The sequence below is a fragment of the Candidatus Nitrospira allomarina genome (assembly GCF_032050975.1).
In the GTDB taxonomy this organism is placed as follows: domain Bacteria; phylum Nitrospirota; class Nitrospiria; order Nitrospirales; family UBA8639; genus Nitrospira_E; species Nitrospira_E allomarina.
In genome coordinates, this window is the sequence record NZ_CP116967.1 from 3,650,887 (window position 1) to 3,668,542 (window position 17,656).

Consider the following 17,656-nt stretch of genomic DNA (forward strand, 5'->3'; position numbering starts at 1 on the left):
CAGGGCTACCCATCGAGGTGAAGGATCGGTCGTGAAGATCGCGGCTGGCAACACGACGGCTTGCTCAACTCCTAGAAGCCAGGCACGCCGCTTGTGAGATCACGGCACTGATCAAGTGCCCTGAGGTTTGATCTTCCTATCCCTTATCCGGGATACCCTCCAGACCATTCAACCCGTGAGCCGCATCGACCGCTACACATCCCGTTGTCATGAAGAATTGGTCTTCTTATGGTCCGACGCCTGCCGGCTGGCCCAGGGAGGGACGCTCTTATCTGTTGGCGGACCGTGTTTGAGCCCGGCGAGTTGGTCCGCTCTTCTAGGGGTTGGCGTCCCTCCCCCTCAATAATGCCAGACGGGGCGACGTTTTGCATGGTGCGTCTCGAAGAGCGCGACCCTTGTTTGGGTCCTTTTCCCGAAAGAAAAGGACCTCGGCTGCCGGGCCGAGACCCGGCAATTTCTGACACACATAAATTATTTTCACACCATTGCGAAAGATCAACCTTCACTCGCGCCACATTCAACACTCATGCTGCTCAGCGAGATGCTTCGTAGAGCCTGCCTGAGTGGAGTCGAATGGTCTCAGCATACCAATAAGAACAAGGAGACATGACCACTGCGACTCAGGACTTCCCGTTTGCCGCCGCTTTCATGGACGGGGAAATGCGCTTGCGAGGAACGTCCACCTTGAATATCCCGTTGTCATTCTGAGTGCAACGAAGAATCTGTGTCCAACCCACGCACCTATTACTCAACTAGATGCTTCGTAAAACCTGTTCTAGACGAAGTCCAAAGGATCCGGATGAAAAAGTCTTGCAGAGGTTGAACAAGCGCACCAATGCTGAACAGGAATTGTTAGGGTAAATTGGCTGTTAGAGGCGAGATGTAATTGAGCCCCACGCTACAGAGCTTGAACAAAACGAGCCAATTTGGCTTTTTTGGCTACCGACACCAACTTGGCGTCATCCGTGACAAGCGTGATGGATTCACGTTCGGCCAGGGCCAGGTACAAGCAGTCATACACAGGGTGATTAAATTGAACGGCAAGGCCAAAGGCCTTTTGGGCCAGTTCTGAAGACGGCACAATATGGTCAAAGATCATTGAAACATTGGTTACTATGGCTTGACCTTGCACGGGGGTGACCTCCTGATTCTTGACCTTTTTCCAGACCACATTGCACATTTCTGGAATAACAACATCCGGGGCAATAAATGAGGCGCCCTTGTCAAGAATTTTTCTGGCAGCCGAGGAGCGGGGTTCCTCGATGAACCACTTCAGGCCCACATTGGCATCAATGACCAGGGTCACCGGTCACGATCCTCCCTCAGGAGAACCGTGGAGTCGGTTTGCGGAGTGGAGGGAGTCATGGCACGAATATGATCGACCAAGCTTCGGCGATCTTCGATTGTGGGCTTAGCGGCTTCGGCCAGAATACCCCTGAGCTCTTGTTCAAGGGAATGCCCTCGCATTTCAGCTTTAGTTTTTAAGGCGGCGATGATGTGATCATCAAGGTTTCGAACAATAACTTGGCCCATCTCTCACCCTCCTTTGATGTTAGCAAAAATGATATCACTCTTTCGATTTAGTGGCAAGGTCCTGCGGGTAAGATCAAGTCACTAAAGAGGTAGGTTTACTCCTTGTGCGATTACCATCAAATCTTTTCAGGTGAACTTGCCTTCCTCGACAACGCCATGAGTTTGCGGGAATGGTGCCCTCTCACATCAGTCGGTCATCCAGGACGTGTGCTCTTTCATTGGTCGTTCCCCATTCAGCAAACAGCGTCTGAACGGAAAGGAAAGATTGCGTCTTCCTTCCGTCCTATATTGCCAGGCTCCCGCCTCCATCTTAAACTAGTCTATAACTAGTCTAAATAAGGAGATAGTCGTTATGCCTGAAATTGGGGCCTATGAAGCCAAAACACATTTACCCAAGTTACTCGAGCGGATCCAAAAGGGAGAACGATTTACCATCACCAAACATGGGCGGCCCGTGGCCGAACTTGTCCCCGTGACCCGCAAGGACCCCAAAGCGGTTCGCCAAACCATGAACCGCATCCGTTCTTACCGGGAAACTCTTCGTAAACGGGGGGTCAGCACCCAGCGCCTTCTCAAAAAGAACGAAACGCTTCGTGATTTGGCTCATCTGGGCCACCGATACTGATGCCGTTTGTCCTAGACAGTTCGGTCGCATTGGCCTGGGTCCTTGATGCCACCTCTACTGAACGAGCACTGGAAGAAACTATGACCTTAGCCCGGAAGTACGAATTAACCACCTACGACGCCTCATATCTTGAGTTAGCCAAGAGACGTGGGACGCCGCTGGCTACATTTGATACCAAGCTACGCCAGGCCTGTGTGTTAGCCAAAATCCCTGTTTTACCGTCCTGAAGCCGTCTTGCCACAAGCCTCGCAAAAGGGAACAGTTCACTTACTCACCGAGCACCATCAGATCCTTCCATTTGCCGCCGCTTTCATCGACAGCGAAATACGCTTGCGGGGAATGTCCACCTTGAATATCCCGTTGTCCTTCTGAGGGCAACGAAGAATCTGGGCCCAGCTCGCAGTCACATGACTTAGCGAAATGACCACCCCGACTCAGGACTTCCCGTTTGCCGCCGCTTTCATCGACAGCGAAATACGCTTGCGAGGCACATCGACTTCCAGCACGGTGACTTTGACCTGTTGATTGACCTGCACCACCGTGTTGGGATCGCTGACAAATTTATTGGCGAGTTGACTGATATGCACCAGACCATCCTGATGCACGCCGATATCGACGAACGCGCCAAAGGCCGTGACATTGGTCACCACCCCGGACAGAATCATGCCGGGCGTGACCTGTTCGATGGATTGCACCCCTTCATCAAACTTTACGGCTTCAAATTGTTGGCGCGGATCACGGCCGGGCTTGGCCAATTCAGTGAGGATATCCATTAAGGTCGGTTTGCCCACGTCCTCGGTGATGTATCGATTGAGATCGATCGTGCGTTGCCGGGCAGGATCCTTCATGAGATCCTTCACGGTGCAGCCTAAGTCTTTGGCCATCGCGTTGACCACAGCATACCGTTCGGGATGCACGGCGCTGGCATCCAGCGGATGCTCGCCATCGGTGATGCGTAAAAATCCGGCCGCTTGCTCAAACGCTTTGGCTCCCAGGCGCGGGACTTTCTTTAAGGCGGTTCGGCTGGAAAACGGGCCATGTTCCTGTCGATAGGCCACAATATTCGTGGCAAGTTGCGGACCCACACCGGAGACGGCCGTGAGCAGTTGCGGACTCGCCATATTCACATCCACCCCTACCCGATTGACACAACTGATGACCACATCCTGCAACCGCTGTTTCAAGATGCCCTGATCGACATCATGTTGATATTGCCCGACGCCGATGGCCTTGGGATCGATCTTCACGAGTTCGGCTAAGGGATCCATAAGCCGTCGTCCGATCGAGACAGCGCCACGCACCGTCACATCGTGATCGGGAAATTCCTCACGTGCGACCGGGGATGCGGAATACACGGACGCGCCGCTCTCGTTGACCATGACAATGGGGATAGCGGTTGGTAATTTCAAAGCACGGAGAAACGCTTCGGTTTCCCTTCCGGCCGTCCCATTGCCCACCGCGATCGCCTCAACCTGAAAACGCTGACACAATTCCACAACCGTCTCTCCCGCTTTGGCGGCCCCGCTGGCTCCCAGATGCGGAAAGATGGTCTCCGTATGACGCAAGGTGCCCTGGCGGTCCAGACACACCATTTTACATCCGGTGCGAAAGCCGGGATCGATCGCCAGCACGGTCTTCTGTCCTAGCGGGGGGGCCATGAGCAGTTGCTGAACATTTTGCGCAAACACTTCTATCGCTGTTTGATCGGCGCGGGTTTTGGTGACCAGGCGGGTTTCGGTTTCCATTGAGAGAGACAAGAGCCTGGTAAAACTGTCCTTGATCGCCAGGGTGACCTGCTCCGATGCCGGCCCTTTTCCTTTGAGAAAGAGGCGATGCAAAATCGACAGCGCTTCGGGTTCCGGCACCATCACCCGAAAGGACAGAAACCCTTCTGTTTCTCCACGCCGCATGGCCAGGACCCGATGTGAGGGCGCCTTGGCAACCGGCTCTTCCCATTCAACATAATCCCGATACTTGCTGGCTTGAACATCTTTCCCCCGCACCGCAGTGGTCTTGAAGATCCCCTGCTCCAGATACAGCGCTCGCATGGAGGCGCGGGCTTGCAGATCTTCGCTGATCCATTCGGCCATGATATCGCGCGCGCCGGCCAATGCGTCCTCCACGGTCTCCACACTGAGTTCCGGGTTGAGATATTTTTTCGCCTCGGTTTCGACATGCAATTGGGTCTCTTGTGCCCAGAGGCTCAACGCCAACGGTTCCAATCCCCGCTCTTTCGCGATCATGGCCCTCGTGCGGCGTTTGGGGCGGAAGGGTAAATAGATGTCTTCCAATTCGGTCATGGTTGCGGCCGCGTGCACCTGCCCTTGCAGCACGTCGGTGAGTTTGCCTTGTTCCTCAAGCGAGGCCAGGATGACGTCCCGCCGCTTATCCAACTCCCGAAGCTGCGCGATACGATCCCGAATGGCGGTAATCACGACCTCATCCAACCCGCCTGTGACTTCTTTGCGATACCGTGAAAGAAACGGCACCGTGGCCCCGTCATCCAGCAGGCTCACCGTGGCTGCCACCTGCTTATCGGAAATTTTCAGTTCCTTCGCAATGGTCTGATCATGCAATGCTGAATTCATATTTTCATTCCATCCTTACTGAATCCTGAGTGAAATGGTAATCACGAGGCGCTCGTCACACCCAAAGCCCGATTCCAGATACATCTTCCCGGCAAATCACTTGGGCGGTGTTTTCGGGACCCATCGGTGTTCTCCCAAACCCGGCTCAACATCATCCGGTCGCTTCGTGTACGACAGACCGCACGACCGTGCCTCCAGACAGGAGCAGACTTTCCATACCGACCACAAGCCATGCCCTCAAAATGGACACCCCGTGTTCTCAATGGAGTTGATTTTTCGTGCGGCCGTAATATGGCCTTTATGGAGTAGACGGGATATACTCGTCAACTTTCGATCTCAAAAAAATGAGGATACCGTGAATTACACCTTTCCGCAATTACAACGGCTGAGCCTGCTCTTGTGCATAATCGTCAGCTGCTCCGGATGTGCTCCCAAAATCGAGCCGTTGAATTTTTCCGGATTTTTAACCGATTACACCAGCCTTCGTCCCTCGCCGGATGACAGCGGTGCCTGGAGTTATCGGAAGCCGGGGGTCAATTTCAAAGAATACGACCACATTATTCTGGATCCCCTGGTGATCTGGCCCAGCCAAAATTCCGAGTATGGCGGTCTTGATGCCTTAACCGCCTGGAAACTGGCTCTGGGTTTCCAGGAGAGCATGAGCCGCGCACTGGCAGGAGGCTATGTGATTGTGAAAGATCCCGGGCCTGGAGTCCTCCGGCTTCGAGCGGCTCTGACGGACGTATTATTGGAACGCCCGTCAGTGTCCACGCCGGACCATATCCTTCCGCTGGCCAATGACCTGCTGATCAGGGCTTCCGAAAAGATTTCCGGCATGAATGCCCTGGAGGGAGAGGCAGCCATTGAGGTCGAAATATTGGATACTCAGAGCCGGGAACGACTGGTGGCGTATGTGGAAAAGCGGATGAGCTCAGAGATCCTCATCACCCGCGATAAAGATTCCCTGGGACCGGTGCTGGAGATCTTTGACTATTGGGGCAAGAAACTTCGCCAACGGTTAGACGAGGAACGCGGACTACGGGAGTATCGGAAAGATATTCAATAATCCGTGGTGGTGTGCTCAAGAAAGAAGTGTATCCGCATCAGAAATTCATATGAATCGGCCGGGCCGTTCACTCATCCCGGGCGAATGCCTGCCGGCAAAATTCCATCACTCCCCGTTCCTGATAGCACACAACTAATTCCAAATCTTTCTCCATCCTCCCATTGGCACGTTGGTCCGTCACCTGCGGACGGGTGTTGAAAATTTCCGACGGAAATTTCAACCACGTGACGAGAGATTGCCGACCAAAACCTTTGTATGAAACTGAGTCTCTGATTCTTACGAGGTAGTCGGGAGAGAGAGTTTCTTTTGAAGACCTGTGTTACGATACCTCCCGCCGAATGGTTTCACCAAATTGATCACTGATCGTTACACCTTTATTCATGTCATTTCCAGGGAGGCGCTCCATGAAACGGCAGGTAAAGTGGATTTTGTGGCTAATTCTCATCATCCAAAATTGTGCAGTGCCATTGAGCTTTGGCGAGAATGACCCACAACCATTTTTTCCCGTGGAGGCCATGAACGCAGGACTGTCAAAAGCAGACCAGCATATCGACCTTACGACCCCACGTGTTGCGCTAGAACACTTTTTGGATCAGGGAAGGGTCCATAATTTCCACTCAGCCAGTCACACCCTGAACTTAAATAAATTTTCATCTTCTGACCAAAAAACCAAGGGACCTGAATTGACGGAACAGTTGTATTTCGTCCTGAATCAAAAAATCCAAATTAATTGGAGTCAAATCCCGGATCGACCCGATGGCACGCTTGATGTCCCTCTGGATAACACCAGTCCTTTAGCCGGAAAGCCCCGCCGAAGCATTAAAATTGGGAGTATCACCTTCGATAATCGTGAGGTCGAGATTCGTCTCGCACGTTACAAAGCACCCGACAGTCCGGCCCAGTGGCAGTTTAGCGAGGAAACCGTCAACAAAATTCCTCAGCTTTATGCGCAATTTGGCCCCGGTCCACTCGTAAAATATTTTCATCCGGCAATCAAGCGTCGTGTGTTGAATGATGACCCTTTAGGGCAAATCTTCGTTCTGGTCTTCATTGGAATAATTTCCTTCGCCATAGGTTGGAGCGTTAATCGGATGGTCATGGGTTTTTTCGAACGATCCACCAGAAAACACCTCTCCGATGCAGCAAGACGGTTGCGCACCCCCGCAGGAATCTTTTTTAGTTTGATCATGTTTGATCTCATTGCGTTCTCTCTCATCTCTCTCTCGGGGCCCCTCATCAGTGATTTTGGTCCCATCCTGAAAACCCTCCTCATTCTGTCCATCACATGGTTTATCATTCGTATAACAGAGGTCGTCACGGATTTTTCTTCGCACCAATATACCCACAGGATCGACACCGAGGGCGAACAGCATGCCCGACAGATGACTACGCATATTTCCGTGGCCCGGCGAGTGATCATCTTCATTACGATCGTGTTTGCAGTTGGATTTATCCTACGCCAATTTCAAATGTTTGAAAATCTTTCGTTTTCCCTTTTGGCATCAGCTGGTGTGGCAAGTGTAATTTTGGGCGTGGCAGCCCATAGCGTTTTAGGGAATATCATGGCCGGAATGCAGGTAGCCATTACGCAACCAGCCTGTATTGGCGATGCCGTTCGATTTGAAAAAGAATGGGGATTCATAGAAGCCATTACCTATACCTACATCACGATCCGAACCTGGGATTTGCGACGGGTGGTCATCCCGTTGTCCTACTTTATTGAGCATCCATTTGAAAATTGGTCTATGAAAGATGCACACATCATTAAACCGATTTATCTGTATGTGGACTATCGAATGGATGTCAGTCACCTACGCCAAAAATTTAAAGAGATTTTAGAAAATTCTCCCGAGTGGGATCGGCAAACTCCTCCCGTTATGCAAGTCACGGGTTTAACGGAGGAGGCCATGGAATTAAGAGCATTATGTAGCGCAAAAGATGGGAAGACCGCATGGAGTCTTCAATGTGCAACCCGGGAACAATTAGTGGCGTTTCTGCAAGAATTTCATGGAGGGCGATATTTGCCCAAACAACGGGTATTGCTTGAAAAGGACCAATTCGAATCCTAGTGAACCCGGACCAAATTTTTCCTGGCATTGTAAAAAAAGTGTAGGGACAGACGGGAATTCGATAGAAAAAGGGGCCCGGGGCCCTGGGGCTTCGTGTCGAAATATTGGATACTCAGAGCCGGGAACGGCTGGTGGCATATGTGGAAAAGCGGATGAACTCAGATATCCAATAATCCGTGGTGGTATGCAAGGCCCCCTTTATCCGATACCCAAACGAACAGCACGAGCATTGATTTCCTCATGCAGTGAGGATCGAAATGCCGATTGGAAGAATCGTTTCTGAGCGCATCAACAACCCCCCCGCACGTATTCGGCCACGAAGGATTGTGGCGTTAGGCTCCTCCTGGCCCCATCTTCACCCCTTCGCCCCAGGTGACGGTTAATGCAAAAAAGTGAAGAGTCGTGTTCTTAAAGTCACCGGATACCCGGCCGGACAGTGGTCCACGACTTTGATCAACCGGCATATCTCCCACCCAGGTCAGTTCATAGGAAAAACCAAGATTGAGGGTTCGCGTCGTTTGCCAGAGGGCTCCCAACCCGAATTTGTAGGTTTCGCCAACAGGAAGGCTGAGGGTGCGATTTTTATCCTTCACCATGGAACTATCATAGGCAAAACCGGTTGAGAGCACCCATGCGGGATTCACGCGATATTGGGTCCCAAACGCCACATGCCAGGTATCCTGATAGTTCAGGTTGGCGACGACGCTTGTGGGATTCGCCGTATTCACGCCGATATCCACCTTCCCGAATTCAGACCAGTCCTGCCATCCAACATCACCCATAATCGCCCACTGCCTGCTCAGGTCGTGGTAGGCGCTGAACATCAGCGATTGGGGGACGGTAATGCCCACATCGAGTTTATTATCCAGCAGCCCGTTATTCTGCAGGGCGGTGCCGATAGGACCAAGATTCGAAAACTTCGGCTTATCGGAAAAATTCAAATCAATGGGCGATTGATACGTGAGGCCGAAGCGTGTTCCTCGTGTCGGGGTAAACATCACACCGATATTGCCTCCCACCCCGACTGCCTGATCTTTGATTTGCATTTGCCCGTCGTTGGTACTCCCGAGATTGTTGATCCCAACGGTTTGTTTGACTGCGCCAAGCATCACGTTAACGCCTCCGCCGACAGACAGGTATTCATTTACCCGATAGCTTGCGGTGGGCATGAAACTGACTCCGGCCAGCAGTGCATCTTTCACGTAATAGCGACCGACCCATTCCCCTTTGTATTTCAATCCAAGCCCGAAATTGGAAAATATGCCAAAGCCCACTCTCCAATCATCTCCCAGGGGATGCACGTAAAATCCGCTGGCTCCGGGAAACACATCGATGGGATTCCCGCCGCCGCCGCCGGTCGGGGTGGATTTGCCGTCGGAGGTGAATCCAATATCTCCATATAACAGCTGGGCGCCACCCTGAAATTGGGCACCCTCCAGGAGGGTCATGCCGGCGGGATTTTTAAATAAGGTTGACGCATCCTGAGCGCGGGCCGCCCATCCCGCTCCGGCAAGTCCCACGTCCGGAGTTCCGATCTCAGTCAGAAAAAGTCCTCCGGCTTGAGCCCATGAAGGCAGGAGCCATGTTCCTATCAAGAATAAACACAGGATAGGCAATCGGAATTTCACCGCAAACCAGACATTCATAATTGTTCCTTATGTGAAGGATGCCTTGCCGGAATGTCCAGGGCCACGCTTCAAACATGGCCCTGGAATCGCTTATTCAAATTGGACGTCGAGAATCTTTCGAGCCGCATCCTGGCCGGACGGCAGGAAGGCGCACCCGAGATAAACCGTTTGATTGGCTTTCACCGGTATTTGGGAAGTCGTGATGACCTTGTCTCCGGTGATCTCGGCAACGGTAACCAGGACCGTCGCCTCCGGATGTTTATTGACAAGACCTTGTTCAATCTTGGAATGCGGGCACTCCCCGTTAGGACGCTCGATCATTTGAGCATACGGTGTGGCATCCATTTGCTGGAGATTCCCTCCACCACAGGACGCCAAGGTAAGAATCACCCAAACGGACCACCAGGGCACGCCTTTCATAGTCATCTCCTTGTCAGTGAATCACACGATGATATGACCAAATTTCGTTGGGAATGTCGGGCCCTTACGCCTCAGGCTCCACGCAATTTTGTTCACCTCGAAGCAGACATGCCCGCCACCGTACTTTTTCCGCCCAATACCGGTAGGCTTCCTCAACATCGTGCCACGAATTGGTCACTCCGCTCAGACTTTTCGTCCCGCCCCGGCGATCCACCGCAGCGGCCAACAGGGTTTTGTCCGAGGAATCCGTGACTTTCATCTCCACACTCGCCGAACCGGTAAAACCGGAAACGCCCGTCGCGAAACCTTTGACTCCGGTTAAAACTCTCAACTGAGGAACGATGCTGGACACCGTATCTAGAACGGGATTGGAGGTTTCGGCTTCCGTAATGGCCGCCTGAATACGCATGACATCCGGGCCGGGTGTGGTCACGATTTCATAATCGTTTTTTAAGGCATCATGCAATTTGACCCAGAAGAGATCCGCCATCCGTTGACGATCTTCCGCGGATACGTCTTTCAATTGGGAGTCCTTGCCGATCCAGAGGGTGACAGGATCAAGAATGATTTTCTGATATTTTTTCCAATCGGCTTGAGGATTTTTATAGATCAAAAGGGTTTCGTCCTTTTTCCCTTCCTGCAACATGGAATAGTCTCCAAGAAATCCTGATTGTTCCACGCTCCGAGAATGCTGAGTACTGGCACAACCCGATACGCCCACCACCAGGATGAGAACCACATGTAACGGTAAACGAATCATCACGCTTCTCCCCTCACTTTAAAATTGATAAGATGCTCGTTAAAGGCAGTTGTCTTTATCGGGATTATAGCGATATCAGCATGGAAAAAATACGAGGAATAACAGGCACGAAACGTGGGGTCCATGCCGTCAACTAAAAAACTCCGCACATCAGTACACTAGAACAGTGATGATTTAAGAAGCTTCCAAAGTTTAGAAAAATACCATCATACAGACAGTCGTCCCAATCCCTCCCGGCACAACACATCAGGCGCAAAGGCCATGGGTCTTGCATGTTTCCATGGCATGAAGCAATAAAATCCGTCTGATTTCCTGAATCGTATGCGTATTCGATTGACAGGAATGCCCGGACCGGACGATAAATTCCGACTCCATGCCCTCCACGTGGGCGCTCTGATAGGCCACGACCCCATCGTTCCCTTCCTCCAAAGGCCCATCACCTTCCACCGCAATAATGGAGTGCCCGGTAATCCCGGGAGCCAGAGGCGTCTGCGGCAGGATGGTCATGAGGGGGCTTCCCGGTTCCATGGCAGACACACTTCCCAAATTCTTCCCTTGGATTTTCAACTTGAGGGTATCCATTTTGAGAGTCATGAGATCGGTGATGCCTGACATCAATCGGCCCGGCAGCTTTACGAACTTGGCCAGTTGATGAGCCCCCCAACTTCCGGCCACATAACTCCCATGTTGTGGCGTGGCGATAAAGACGAGGCGATTGACAAATGGCAGGGATTCAATAAAGAGACTTCTTTGCAAGAGATCACGGGTTTGGTCCGAGACTTTCAGGTCCTCAAGTGGAGAGTTGCTGATCGCGTCCCAAAAGGTATTTCCGCTGTCGACGGCTGTCAGTTTCGCGAGCAACCCACCTTGACTGTGCCCGATCAGGACCATGGCATCGAGGGCCGGGTCTTGATATTTTTGCCGGAGTTGGTCCACGGTCTTTTGCAGGAGTTCACGGAGCAACGCCGCAGAGTACAGAATGGGATTCCCGGTATCATACGTAAAATACCAAAATTGAAAACGACTGCGGATCGAGGGATCGATGATCAAATCGTTGGTCATGTCGGCCCACCTTCCAGGGCCGGAGGCCGTCCCGTGGACAAAAACTACCGGAATGCGCCCGGGCCTGTACGGCTCGAGAGCCGTTAATTCTCCTGACTGCAGCGTAAGCGAATCACCCATGAAAAACCCCTTCAGTTCCCGTTCCCAGACTGCGGCTTCGGACAGACTGGCCGCCAGAGAAGAGGTAAACTCAATTTCCAACGGCACATCCCTTCCTTTGATACGGACAGCCTTCTGGTCATAGGCGTTGTAGATTTCCCAGTCCCCCTGAATGGAATCGGTTGTCAATTGTTGAAGAAGGTTGGAGAACCGCATGAAAGCGGTGACGGGCATTTTGCCCTTGGCAATCTGCAGTCCTTCCTCCTGCCCTAAGGGTATTTGATCGGCCGCTAAGGGAACTCCGACGCCGGCCTGCCGATACCGGTTTTGTAACCCGCGGACTTCCAACTCTGCGACGGGAATGAAATTGGTGAGTGTCCGGTTTTCCCACTGGAGCCGATTATCCGGAAGGGCCACCTGGAGGGTTCCGAAAGGAAGCGAGTACGTTCCGGATTCCAGATTCATGAGGGAACGATCTTTTGCAATAAACGCTGATGTCAGTCCCCGATTATACACATCAGCCGCAATCCGCACCCGGGGATCTAATGGGTTGAGAGGATGAGTTGAAGTTTCGGGAAACAAATACAGATACGCATACACGGCTGCAGCCAGATAATAGGACGGTTGATTGGACTTTTGGGCATACAAAAAAGATAATTCAGCAAGCGCGAATGCCACGTAGACTTTCCGTTGGTCTTCGGCGAGGAAGAACTGGTGCAGGTGTTTCAACGCCTGACGGGGATAATCAAAGTAGGCATCAGTCAGGTCTGTGACACGCAGCACAATATCGGTATAGGGGCTAAGTTCCCCTGAAGAAATCACGTTTTTGGTAAGTTGGTGCCGAACGGTCTCAGAATCGACCCGGGCCACACCCACCGGGGTTTGACAGCCGGCCAGCATGGCGGCGGTGAGGATGACGAACAACCATTGGCAGTTAGCTTGCACACTCGCCATCATCTATTTATCCATTCTTAACAGAAAATAGGGTAAAGACTGCCTTCGACTCATCTTGAATCCAGGATTTTCGTGGATTGGTTCACACATGACTACACCCGGATCACCGACTCGCCCCCTTTAACAGGGAGGAGCGAGCCGGCCAGGTCGGCACAAAACCGAGGGACCCCACCTATACGATCCCGCTGAGGGAAAAATCAGAAACCATGGCTGAATCCTCGACTAATCCATCAAGGGAATATTCGCAGCCAGGTCAAACTTGATCGCCGCCCGGATTTTATTTTCCATTTGCAGGTACCGCGCGACTTTATGAGCGGGCAGCACTTTGCTGAGTTTTTCGGCATACTCCCTCCGCATTTTGACTTCCGCCCCTTCGGTTTTGATTGATTCGTTAATCAGATCTTTGGCTACTTTATCGGGCACGGACCCTTTATTGTAGGCCTCCGCATATTCGTTGATGAGTCCGCCCAAATGTTGATTTAAATGTTCGAGTTCTTTTTGATACCCCTCATACAGGGGCCAGAAATCTTTTGATTCCTGGTCCGTCAAATCCATATTGCTGGCGATGAGCAGCTTCTTATCCGCTTTGACCTTATCGATCAGGATTTGCAAATTGGTGATTTGTGCATTCTCCGCAAATGCTGGAGTCACACACGTGATAGCTGCGGCAACGACAAACATGATGAACGGCTTCATAAGATAACACCCCTTGGTTGTAAGTAGATGGTGAATGCGAAGCGATCGAAAGCCTACCCTACAAATCTTCGCCTGAATTTGCGGCCGCCAGCGTAACAAAGGCACTAATTAAAGTAAACGCTTGAGGAACGTCGATTCACCCTGACCTTCGATACGGTTAAAGCAGACAGCGCACCATGGCCGCAGCGCGGGAGCCGGCTAGAGTCCTGGATGCGGAAATCAGGGAGAGAAAAGATGGGGACGAATGCGCCGGGAAAAATCAGGAGCCTGATCGGCTTGTAAGGCCAACTCATTGAGGTGTGAACGACGCTGCAAGTCTTCAAAAGAAAAACCGGTGCCCAGTTTTCCCTGCTCATGGAGATAGGCAGGCGTGTACCCGCTTAACAGGATCTTCCAGGAGAATGGCACATGACCGGGATTCAACCGCGTATGCATCCAAATGACGTTCGTGCAGTTGGCGGTGAGCGTATTATAAAACCTTGGCCGCTCGCGCAGTTCGTTGATGGTGTGCATGTATCCCAGAAAGACCCGTCTGGCGTTGTCGGGTGATCCCGCCAATGGATACAGATACACGTCTTCGGGTGGATCTTTCCGGTAATTCGTCCGGACCCGGATCAGATCGCGTTCGTCACCCACAATATAGATCAGCTCGTACTGTTTAAAAAATCCTTTAATTGACGAATAGCCTTCCGTGGCTTCCTTCCTGGCTTCGATGGAAATGGCCAAATGATCATCACCAAACCCGAAGGTGAGAAAAATATGGGCGATTTCCGGTCCCATCCAATAAGCGGCCACAAGGTCTGCGGAATTCAAGTTTTCAAGATCATACGTGCGATCGTAGTAGGCGGGCGTAAAGTCGGTTTCGGTATGGTAATCAAAGTTTCGGATGTTGTGGACCGTAATCAAATTTCCATCGAAGGTGGCATGGGGAAGCACCGCCACTTCCGGTTGCCAGTGGCGATCATTGGACGCCTCGATCATGCTCCACCAGACAACGAGCACAATAAACAGACTGAGATAGGACCCGGTGGCCATCCATCGAAATCGCCGGGTGCAATACCCCACCAACGCCATCAGGCTGGATAGGGCAAAGCCTGAAGCCAGGAGCATCCGGAGCGTGTCAGATTCCGGCCCGTCAAAATATAAAGCGAAGGTGCCCCAGGCTCCAGTGGCCACAATCAGGGAAGCTCCGAGGAACAAACCAACGTACCTTGTTATCCGGCGAAAGGAAAATTCCTGATTCATGTGTATCAGAGTTTGTGTGTCAGAGTTGAAATGTCTAGTTTTCCTAGTTCCTTGCGGAGCCTACCACAAATGACGCGCCACAGTGGCAAATGCCACGGAAAATCCAGAGCACTTGACATACACGCAAAATTTCGATCAACGATCCGGATACCTTAAAACGTATTTAGATTTGGAACTGAAAGGTTGAGCTGCCGGAGTCGCAAGGTGTGCTGGTCCAATCGGCGGAATGTTTACGAGGGGATAACAAGTCTCCCCAATTTTCTGTGTGAGGTTCAGGGATGAGGGCTCTCGCCGTCAAACGACGGTATCACCGCAAGGGCAAGGCTTTCAGCCAAAACCCTGGGGAATTCACCATCCGGTTGGAGAAAAATGGGACTGCATTTCGCACCGGCGGTCCAAGAGTACAAATTAATTTCGGATGTTACCAGGTGAACCGGAGAAAGCCACCGTTATAGTCTGGACCATTAACCGAAGGAGGACGAACCAGCGGAAGCCGGTCGCGATTCACGGGGATTTCTTTCGGAAGGCTTCCTTCTGGAATAACCGTTTCCAAGGCCTGAAAACTGTGCATTTCGACGCCTAATTGGATTCCCGGTAACACCCCTGGATCTTTGAGAGAAAAATTTGGACCGTGTTTCCATTGAAAGTCGTACTTCGGAGGAGTCTCTTGAAGAAGCGGGACGTCGAACAATTTTTTTTCCCACTTATGGGAATCCGGCAATCTGGCTGTGCTCTTTTCCGTGAGATCAGGCATGGGACCGAATTCCTTTCCGCCCACAACATTACTGGCCACTAACATCGCTTCTGCCTTCGAAGAAATTCCCAAGCTCGACCACGACAGCAACAAAAGAATTGATAAAAGTAGAATGGGATTTGAAATGTTTGTTCTGGCTGCTGAGTTCATCATGCCACTCCTTCCTTTTATTTTACCCCTTCACCATCTTGTCTTCCAAGGGGAGACCCCTATTGTCTGTCTTAAAAAAACCTGATGGGCGGACCTTCCGTGTCTGCGTAATAGGGTCTTCAATCACCGGGGTCCACAAGTTCGCGTTCTATCTCCTTGATTGCCACCCTCCAAGCCTCCTCCACGGCCGGACTCCAGGCATCCTCCACACACTCCGCAACAACCTTCAAAAAGGTCTCTGCCAGTTTGTTGAACCGCCTTCTTTCTATAGCTGGCCTGAGCTCCACAATTGGAACAGTCCAATATTCCTCCAATGCCGACCCAAGATGACGGCCTGACCGAAAGGCGGAAACCAATGCCTCAAAACCTTTTAAAAAGGCCTTTTGGAATTCCTCAACTCCTGTGGCCATGAGAAGCTTTCTGGTGACCGGATGTTCCTCCAAGAGGCGGTCATACAATTTCCTGGAAAATGGAGATGTAGCTTCACCTAACCAAATAAACCCTTTTTCGATGGATATGAGTTGGGTCTCAGTGAGGCCACAAAAATTTTTGGTTTGAGAATTTTGAGTCATCGATTTGATCCTAATTTATTCATGGGTCAATTTTTGACTTTTAGTCATTATTTATCAAAAAAAAGTTTTTTCTAGGCCATGCCTGCTTGATGACACTCGTGCGGAAAAATTTCATTCAGGATGCGGTTCCTGGTTTCTGCCCAATCCAGCTCGTGAAAAAACGGATGCCAGCCGAACCCATCCAATAAGGCATGGATGTTTTCCCACACCGCTTTTCTCGGATCTGAAATTCCAAGAGCTTCCAAGTTCACTTCGGAGAACATGAGCACAAAGGCCCCATAGGCCCCGGTCCACAATCCAAAGGTGACCTCCTCAATGGTCACCCCCTTCCGAAGTTGGACGTGGCCTTCCTTAACAGCGTCCCGTAAAACTCCGGAGACAATCCCGATATTATCCTGCTCGGCCTTTTCCAGGTTTTTTTGGAAAACCGGAGAGGCCTTTCCCCTAATGGATTCATTCTGGAGCAACAGTTTTGATTTAAAATGATCAGGATTAAGCTGAATGAACAAATCGTATCCCAAAGCCATCGCAGCCACTCGCTCCCTGGGAGTCCCCTTAAACTGGGACCCTCTCAAGAGAAAGGTGCCGCATTTTTGCGCGGATTGAATGAGCATCGCGACCAATATTTCTTCTTTACAGGAAAAGTGCTGATAAATCGTTCCCTTTGAATATTCGGTAATTTCCGCAATCCGGTCCATGTTGAGATCGATATAGCCAACTTCCAACAACAGGTGTCGGGCAGTGTCGATAATCAGCGTTTCCCGCTGTGCATACTCTCGTTTTTTTCTTTCTGAGGTAGCCATTTCTGCCTGGTATAGCACAATAAATGACTTTACGTCAAATTTTGACTTTTTGCACGCATGTATAGAATTTTCAAAAACCTACATTAGAGAATAGGCTTGAACGTCAGTTTTGCGTAGCCGTTGATTCAGCCGTAACTTCACGTGGTCTCACTCCTCTCATAGATACCAACCCAGATCCGTCCCTTGAGGAAATACTAACGGACCCATCGATTGGTATTTTCATTCGTTCCTCAGGGACTATGTGGATCACGACAAAAGACGTTCACCTTTCTCTCTGCCTTCAACTGATTGTCTGCTGCCGTTTCATCCATCGCTCCCACGTCAAGGAACGACAGGGATGGACGGGCAAACGATGCACTTGAAGAATCAGCGCATTCACCATACCGACCAAATGTTTTCCCGTATCCATGGCGAACAGTGCCAACCGGGACGGGTTCTCGGTACTTGCCCCCTTGGCGCGATCTCCGCACGATCCGTGGGAATGAGTTTTCATTCACCGCCCTCAAGCACCAATCCTTTATTGTAGGCTCCGACATTTTCGTTCGGGGTGGATGTTTAACTGTCCCAACCCTTTTTGATAGCCTTCACACAGGTGCAAACCTCCTTAAACTTCTGATCCGTCGAATCTATAT

At 51.2% G+C, this 17,656-nt stretch carries 17 protein-coding genes; 4 read left to right on the top strand and 13 right to left on the bottom strand.

Features of this window, described 5'->3' with window-relative positions; translation table 11 throughout:
* Positions 1 to 898: 898 nt before the first annotated feature.
* Entirely contained in the window at positions 899 to 1,306 is a 408-nt protein-coding gene (locus PP769_RS16215) for a type II toxin-antitoxin system VapC family toxin (RefSeq protein ID WP_312642042.1), read from the bottom strand.
* Complete coding sequence (locus tag PP769_RS16220; protein WP_312642044.1) at positions 1,303 to 1,533, bottom strand: FitA-like ribbon-helix-helix domain-containing protein; 231 nt, start codon at positions 1,531 to 1,533, stop codon at positions 1,303 to 1,305. The genes PP769_RS16215 and PP769_RS16220 overlap by 4 nt, the downstream gene beginning before the upstream one ends.
* A gap of 352 nt (positions 1,534 to 1,885) precedes the next feature.
* On the opposite strand from PP769_RS16220, the gene PP769_RS16225 reads away from it, so the two are divergent.
* Together PP769_RS16225 and PP769_RS16230 are read left to right on the top strand one after the other, a co-directional pair.
* On the top strand, positions 1,886 to 2,158 hold the full coding sequence (locus PP769_RS16225) for a type II toxin-antitoxin system Phd/YefM family antitoxin (protein WP_312642046.1): 273 nt from the start codon (positions 1,886 to 1,888) through the stop codon (positions 2,156 to 2,158).
* A complete protein-coding gene (locus PP769_RS16230; protein ID WP_312642048.1) occupies positions 2,158 to 2,385 on the top strand; it encodes a type II toxin-antitoxin system VapC family toxin in 228 nt (75 codons plus the stop codon). Before PP769_RS16225 ends, PP769_RS16230 begins: the two co-directional genes overlap by 1 nt.
* A 207-nt stretch (positions 2,386 to 2,592) precedes the next feature.
* Here PP769_RS16230 and PP769_RS16235 read toward each other — a convergent pair whose 3' ends face one another.
* Positions 2,593 to 4,746 carry a Tex family protein gene (locus tag PP769_RS16235; RefSeq protein WP_312642050.1) on the bottom strand — a complete coding sequence of 718 codons (2,154 nt, stop codon included), beginning with the start codon at positions 4,744 to 4,746 and terminating at the stop codon, positions 2,593 to 2,595.
* A gap of 355 nt (positions 4,747 to 5,101) precedes the next feature.
* On the opposite strand from PP769_RS16235, the gene PP769_RS16240 reads away from it, so the two are divergent.
* Complete coding sequence (locus tag PP769_RS16240; protein ID WP_312642052.1) at positions 5,102 to 5,812, top strand: DUF3313 domain-containing protein; 711 nt, start codon at positions 5,102 to 5,104, stop codon at positions 5,810 to 5,812.
* Positions 5,813 to 6,216: 404 nt separating this feature from the next.
* Complete coding sequence (locus tag PP769_RS16245; protein WP_312642054.1) at positions 6,217 to 7,881, top strand: mechanosensitive ion channel family protein; 1,665 nt, start codon at positions 6,217 to 6,219, stop codon at positions 7,879 to 7,881.
* Positions 7,882 to 8,213: 332 nt separating this feature from the next.
* Here the strand turns inward: PP769_RS16245 and PP769_RS16250 are convergent, their stop codons facing one another.
* The 10 genes from PP769_RS16250 to PP769_RS16295 all read right to left on the bottom strand — a co-directional run bounded on the left by PP769_RS16250 (position 8,214) and on the right by PP769_RS16295 (position 17,517).
* Entirely contained in the window at positions 8,214 to 9,527 is a 1,314-nt protein-coding gene (locus PP769_RS16250) for an OmpP1/FadL family transporter (protein ID WP_312642056.1), read from the bottom strand.
* A gap of 72 nt (positions 9,528 to 9,599) precedes the next feature.
* A complete protein-coding gene (locus PP769_RS16255) occupies positions 9,600 to 9,929 on the bottom strand; it encodes a hypothetical protein (RefSeq protein ID WP_312642058.1) in 330 nt (109 codons plus the stop codon).
* Between the two features lie 64 nt (positions 9,930 to 9,993).
* Positions 9,994 to 10,689, bottom strand: coding sequence for a DUF3313 domain-containing protein (locus PP769_RS16260; protein WP_312642060.1), 696 nt, complete (start codon positions 10,687 to 10,689; stop codon positions 9,994 to 9,996).
* A gap of 246 nt (positions 10,690 to 10,935) precedes the next feature.
* On the bottom strand, positions 10,936 to 12,807 hold the full coding sequence (locus PP769_RS16265; protein WP_312642062.1) for an esterase/lipase family protein: 1,872 nt from the start codon (positions 12,805 to 12,807) through the stop codon (positions 10,936 to 10,938).
* Between the two features lie 219 nt (positions 12,808 to 13,026).
* Entirely contained in the window at positions 13,027 to 13,500 is a 474-nt protein-coding gene (locus PP769_RS16270) for a hypothetical protein (protein WP_312642064.1), read from the bottom strand.
* A gap of 219 nt (positions 13,501 to 13,719) precedes the next feature.
* On the bottom strand, positions 13,720 to 14,676 hold the full coding sequence (locus PP769_RS16275; protein WP_312642066.1) for an Lnb N-terminal periplasmic domain-containing protein: 957 nt from the start codon (positions 14,674 to 14,676) through the stop codon (positions 13,720 to 13,722).
* Between the two features lie 490 nt (positions 14,677 to 15,166).
* A complete protein-coding gene (locus PP769_RS16280; RefSeq protein WP_312642069.1) occupies positions 15,167 to 15,652 on the bottom strand; it encodes a hypothetical protein in 486 nt (161 codons plus the stop codon).
* Between the two features lie 116 nt (positions 15,653 to 15,768).
* Complete coding sequence (locus PP769_RS16285; protein ID WP_312642071.1) at positions 15,769 to 16,221, bottom strand: globin family protein; 453 nt, start codon at positions 16,219 to 16,221, stop codon at positions 15,769 to 15,771.
* 71 nt (positions 16,222 to 16,292) lie between these two features.
* Positions 16,293 to 17,024 carry a TetR/AcrR family transcriptional regulator gene (locus PP769_RS16290; RefSeq protein WP_312642073.1) on the bottom strand — a complete coding sequence of 244 codons (732 nt, stop codon included), beginning with the start codon at positions 17,022 to 17,024 and terminating at the stop codon, positions 16,293 to 16,295.
* Positions 17,025 to 17,304: 280 nt separating this feature from the next.
* On the bottom strand, positions 17,305 to 17,517 hold the full coding sequence (locus PP769_RS16295; RefSeq protein ID WP_312642075.1) for a hypothetical protein: 213 nt from the start codon (positions 17,515 to 17,517) through the stop codon (positions 17,305 to 17,307).
* Positions 17,518 to 17,656: the final 139 nt, after the last annotated feature.

Coding starts and splice junctions, on each gene's coding strand:
- PP769_RS16255 (WP_312642058.1), bottom strand. CDS start 9,929: ATGAAAGGCGTGCCCTGGTGGTCCGTTTGGGTGATTCTTACCTTGGCG.
- PP769_RS16245 (WP_312642054.1), top strand. CDS start 6,217: ATGAAACGGCAGGTAAAGTGGATTTTGTGGCTAATTCTCATCATCCAA.
- PP769_RS16270 (WP_312642064.1), bottom strand. CDS start 13,500: ATGAAGCCGTTCATCATGTTTGTCGTTGCCGCAGCTATCACGTGTGTG.
- PP769_RS16295 (WP_312642075.1), bottom strand. CDS start 17,517: ATGAAAACTCATTCCCACGGATCGTGCGGAGATCGCGCCAAGGGGGCA.
- PP769_RS16230 (WP_312642048.1), top strand. CDS start 2,158: ATGCCGTTTGTCCTAGACAGTTCGGTCGCATTGGCCTGGGTCCTTGAT.
- PP769_RS16225 (WP_312642046.1), top strand. CDS start 1,886: ATGCCTGAAATTGGGGCCTATGAAGCCAAAACACATTTACCCAAGTTA.
- PP769_RS16290 (WP_312642073.1), bottom strand. CDS start 17,024: ATGGCTACCTCAGAAAGAAAAAAACGAGAGTATGCACAGCGGGAAACG.
- PP769_RS16220 (WP_312642044.1), bottom strand. CDS start 1,533: ATGGGCCAAGTTATTGTTCGAAACCTTGATGATCACATCATCGCCGCC.
- PP769_RS16280 (WP_312642069.1), bottom strand. CDS start 15,652: ATGATGAACTCAGCAGCCAGAACAAACATTTCAAATCCCATTCTACTT.
- PP769_RS16250 (WP_312642056.1), bottom strand. CDS start 9,527: ATGAATGTCTGGTTTGCGGTGAAATTCCGATTGCCTATCCTGTGTTTA.
- PP769_RS16265 (WP_312642062.1), bottom strand. CDS start 12,807: ATGATGGCGAGTGTGCAAGCTAACTGCCAATGGTTGTTCGTCATCCTC.
- PP769_RS16285 (WP_312642071.1), bottom strand. CDS start 16,221: ATGACTCAAAATTCTCAAACCAAAAATTTTTGTGGCCTCACTGAGACC.
- PP769_RS16235 (WP_312642050.1), bottom strand. CDS start 4,746: ATGAATTCAGCATTGCATGATCAGACCATTGCGAAGGAACTGAAAATT.
- PP769_RS16260 (WP_312642060.1), bottom strand. CDS start 10,689: ATGATTCGTTTACCGTTACATGTGGTTCTCATCCTGGTGGTGGGCGTA.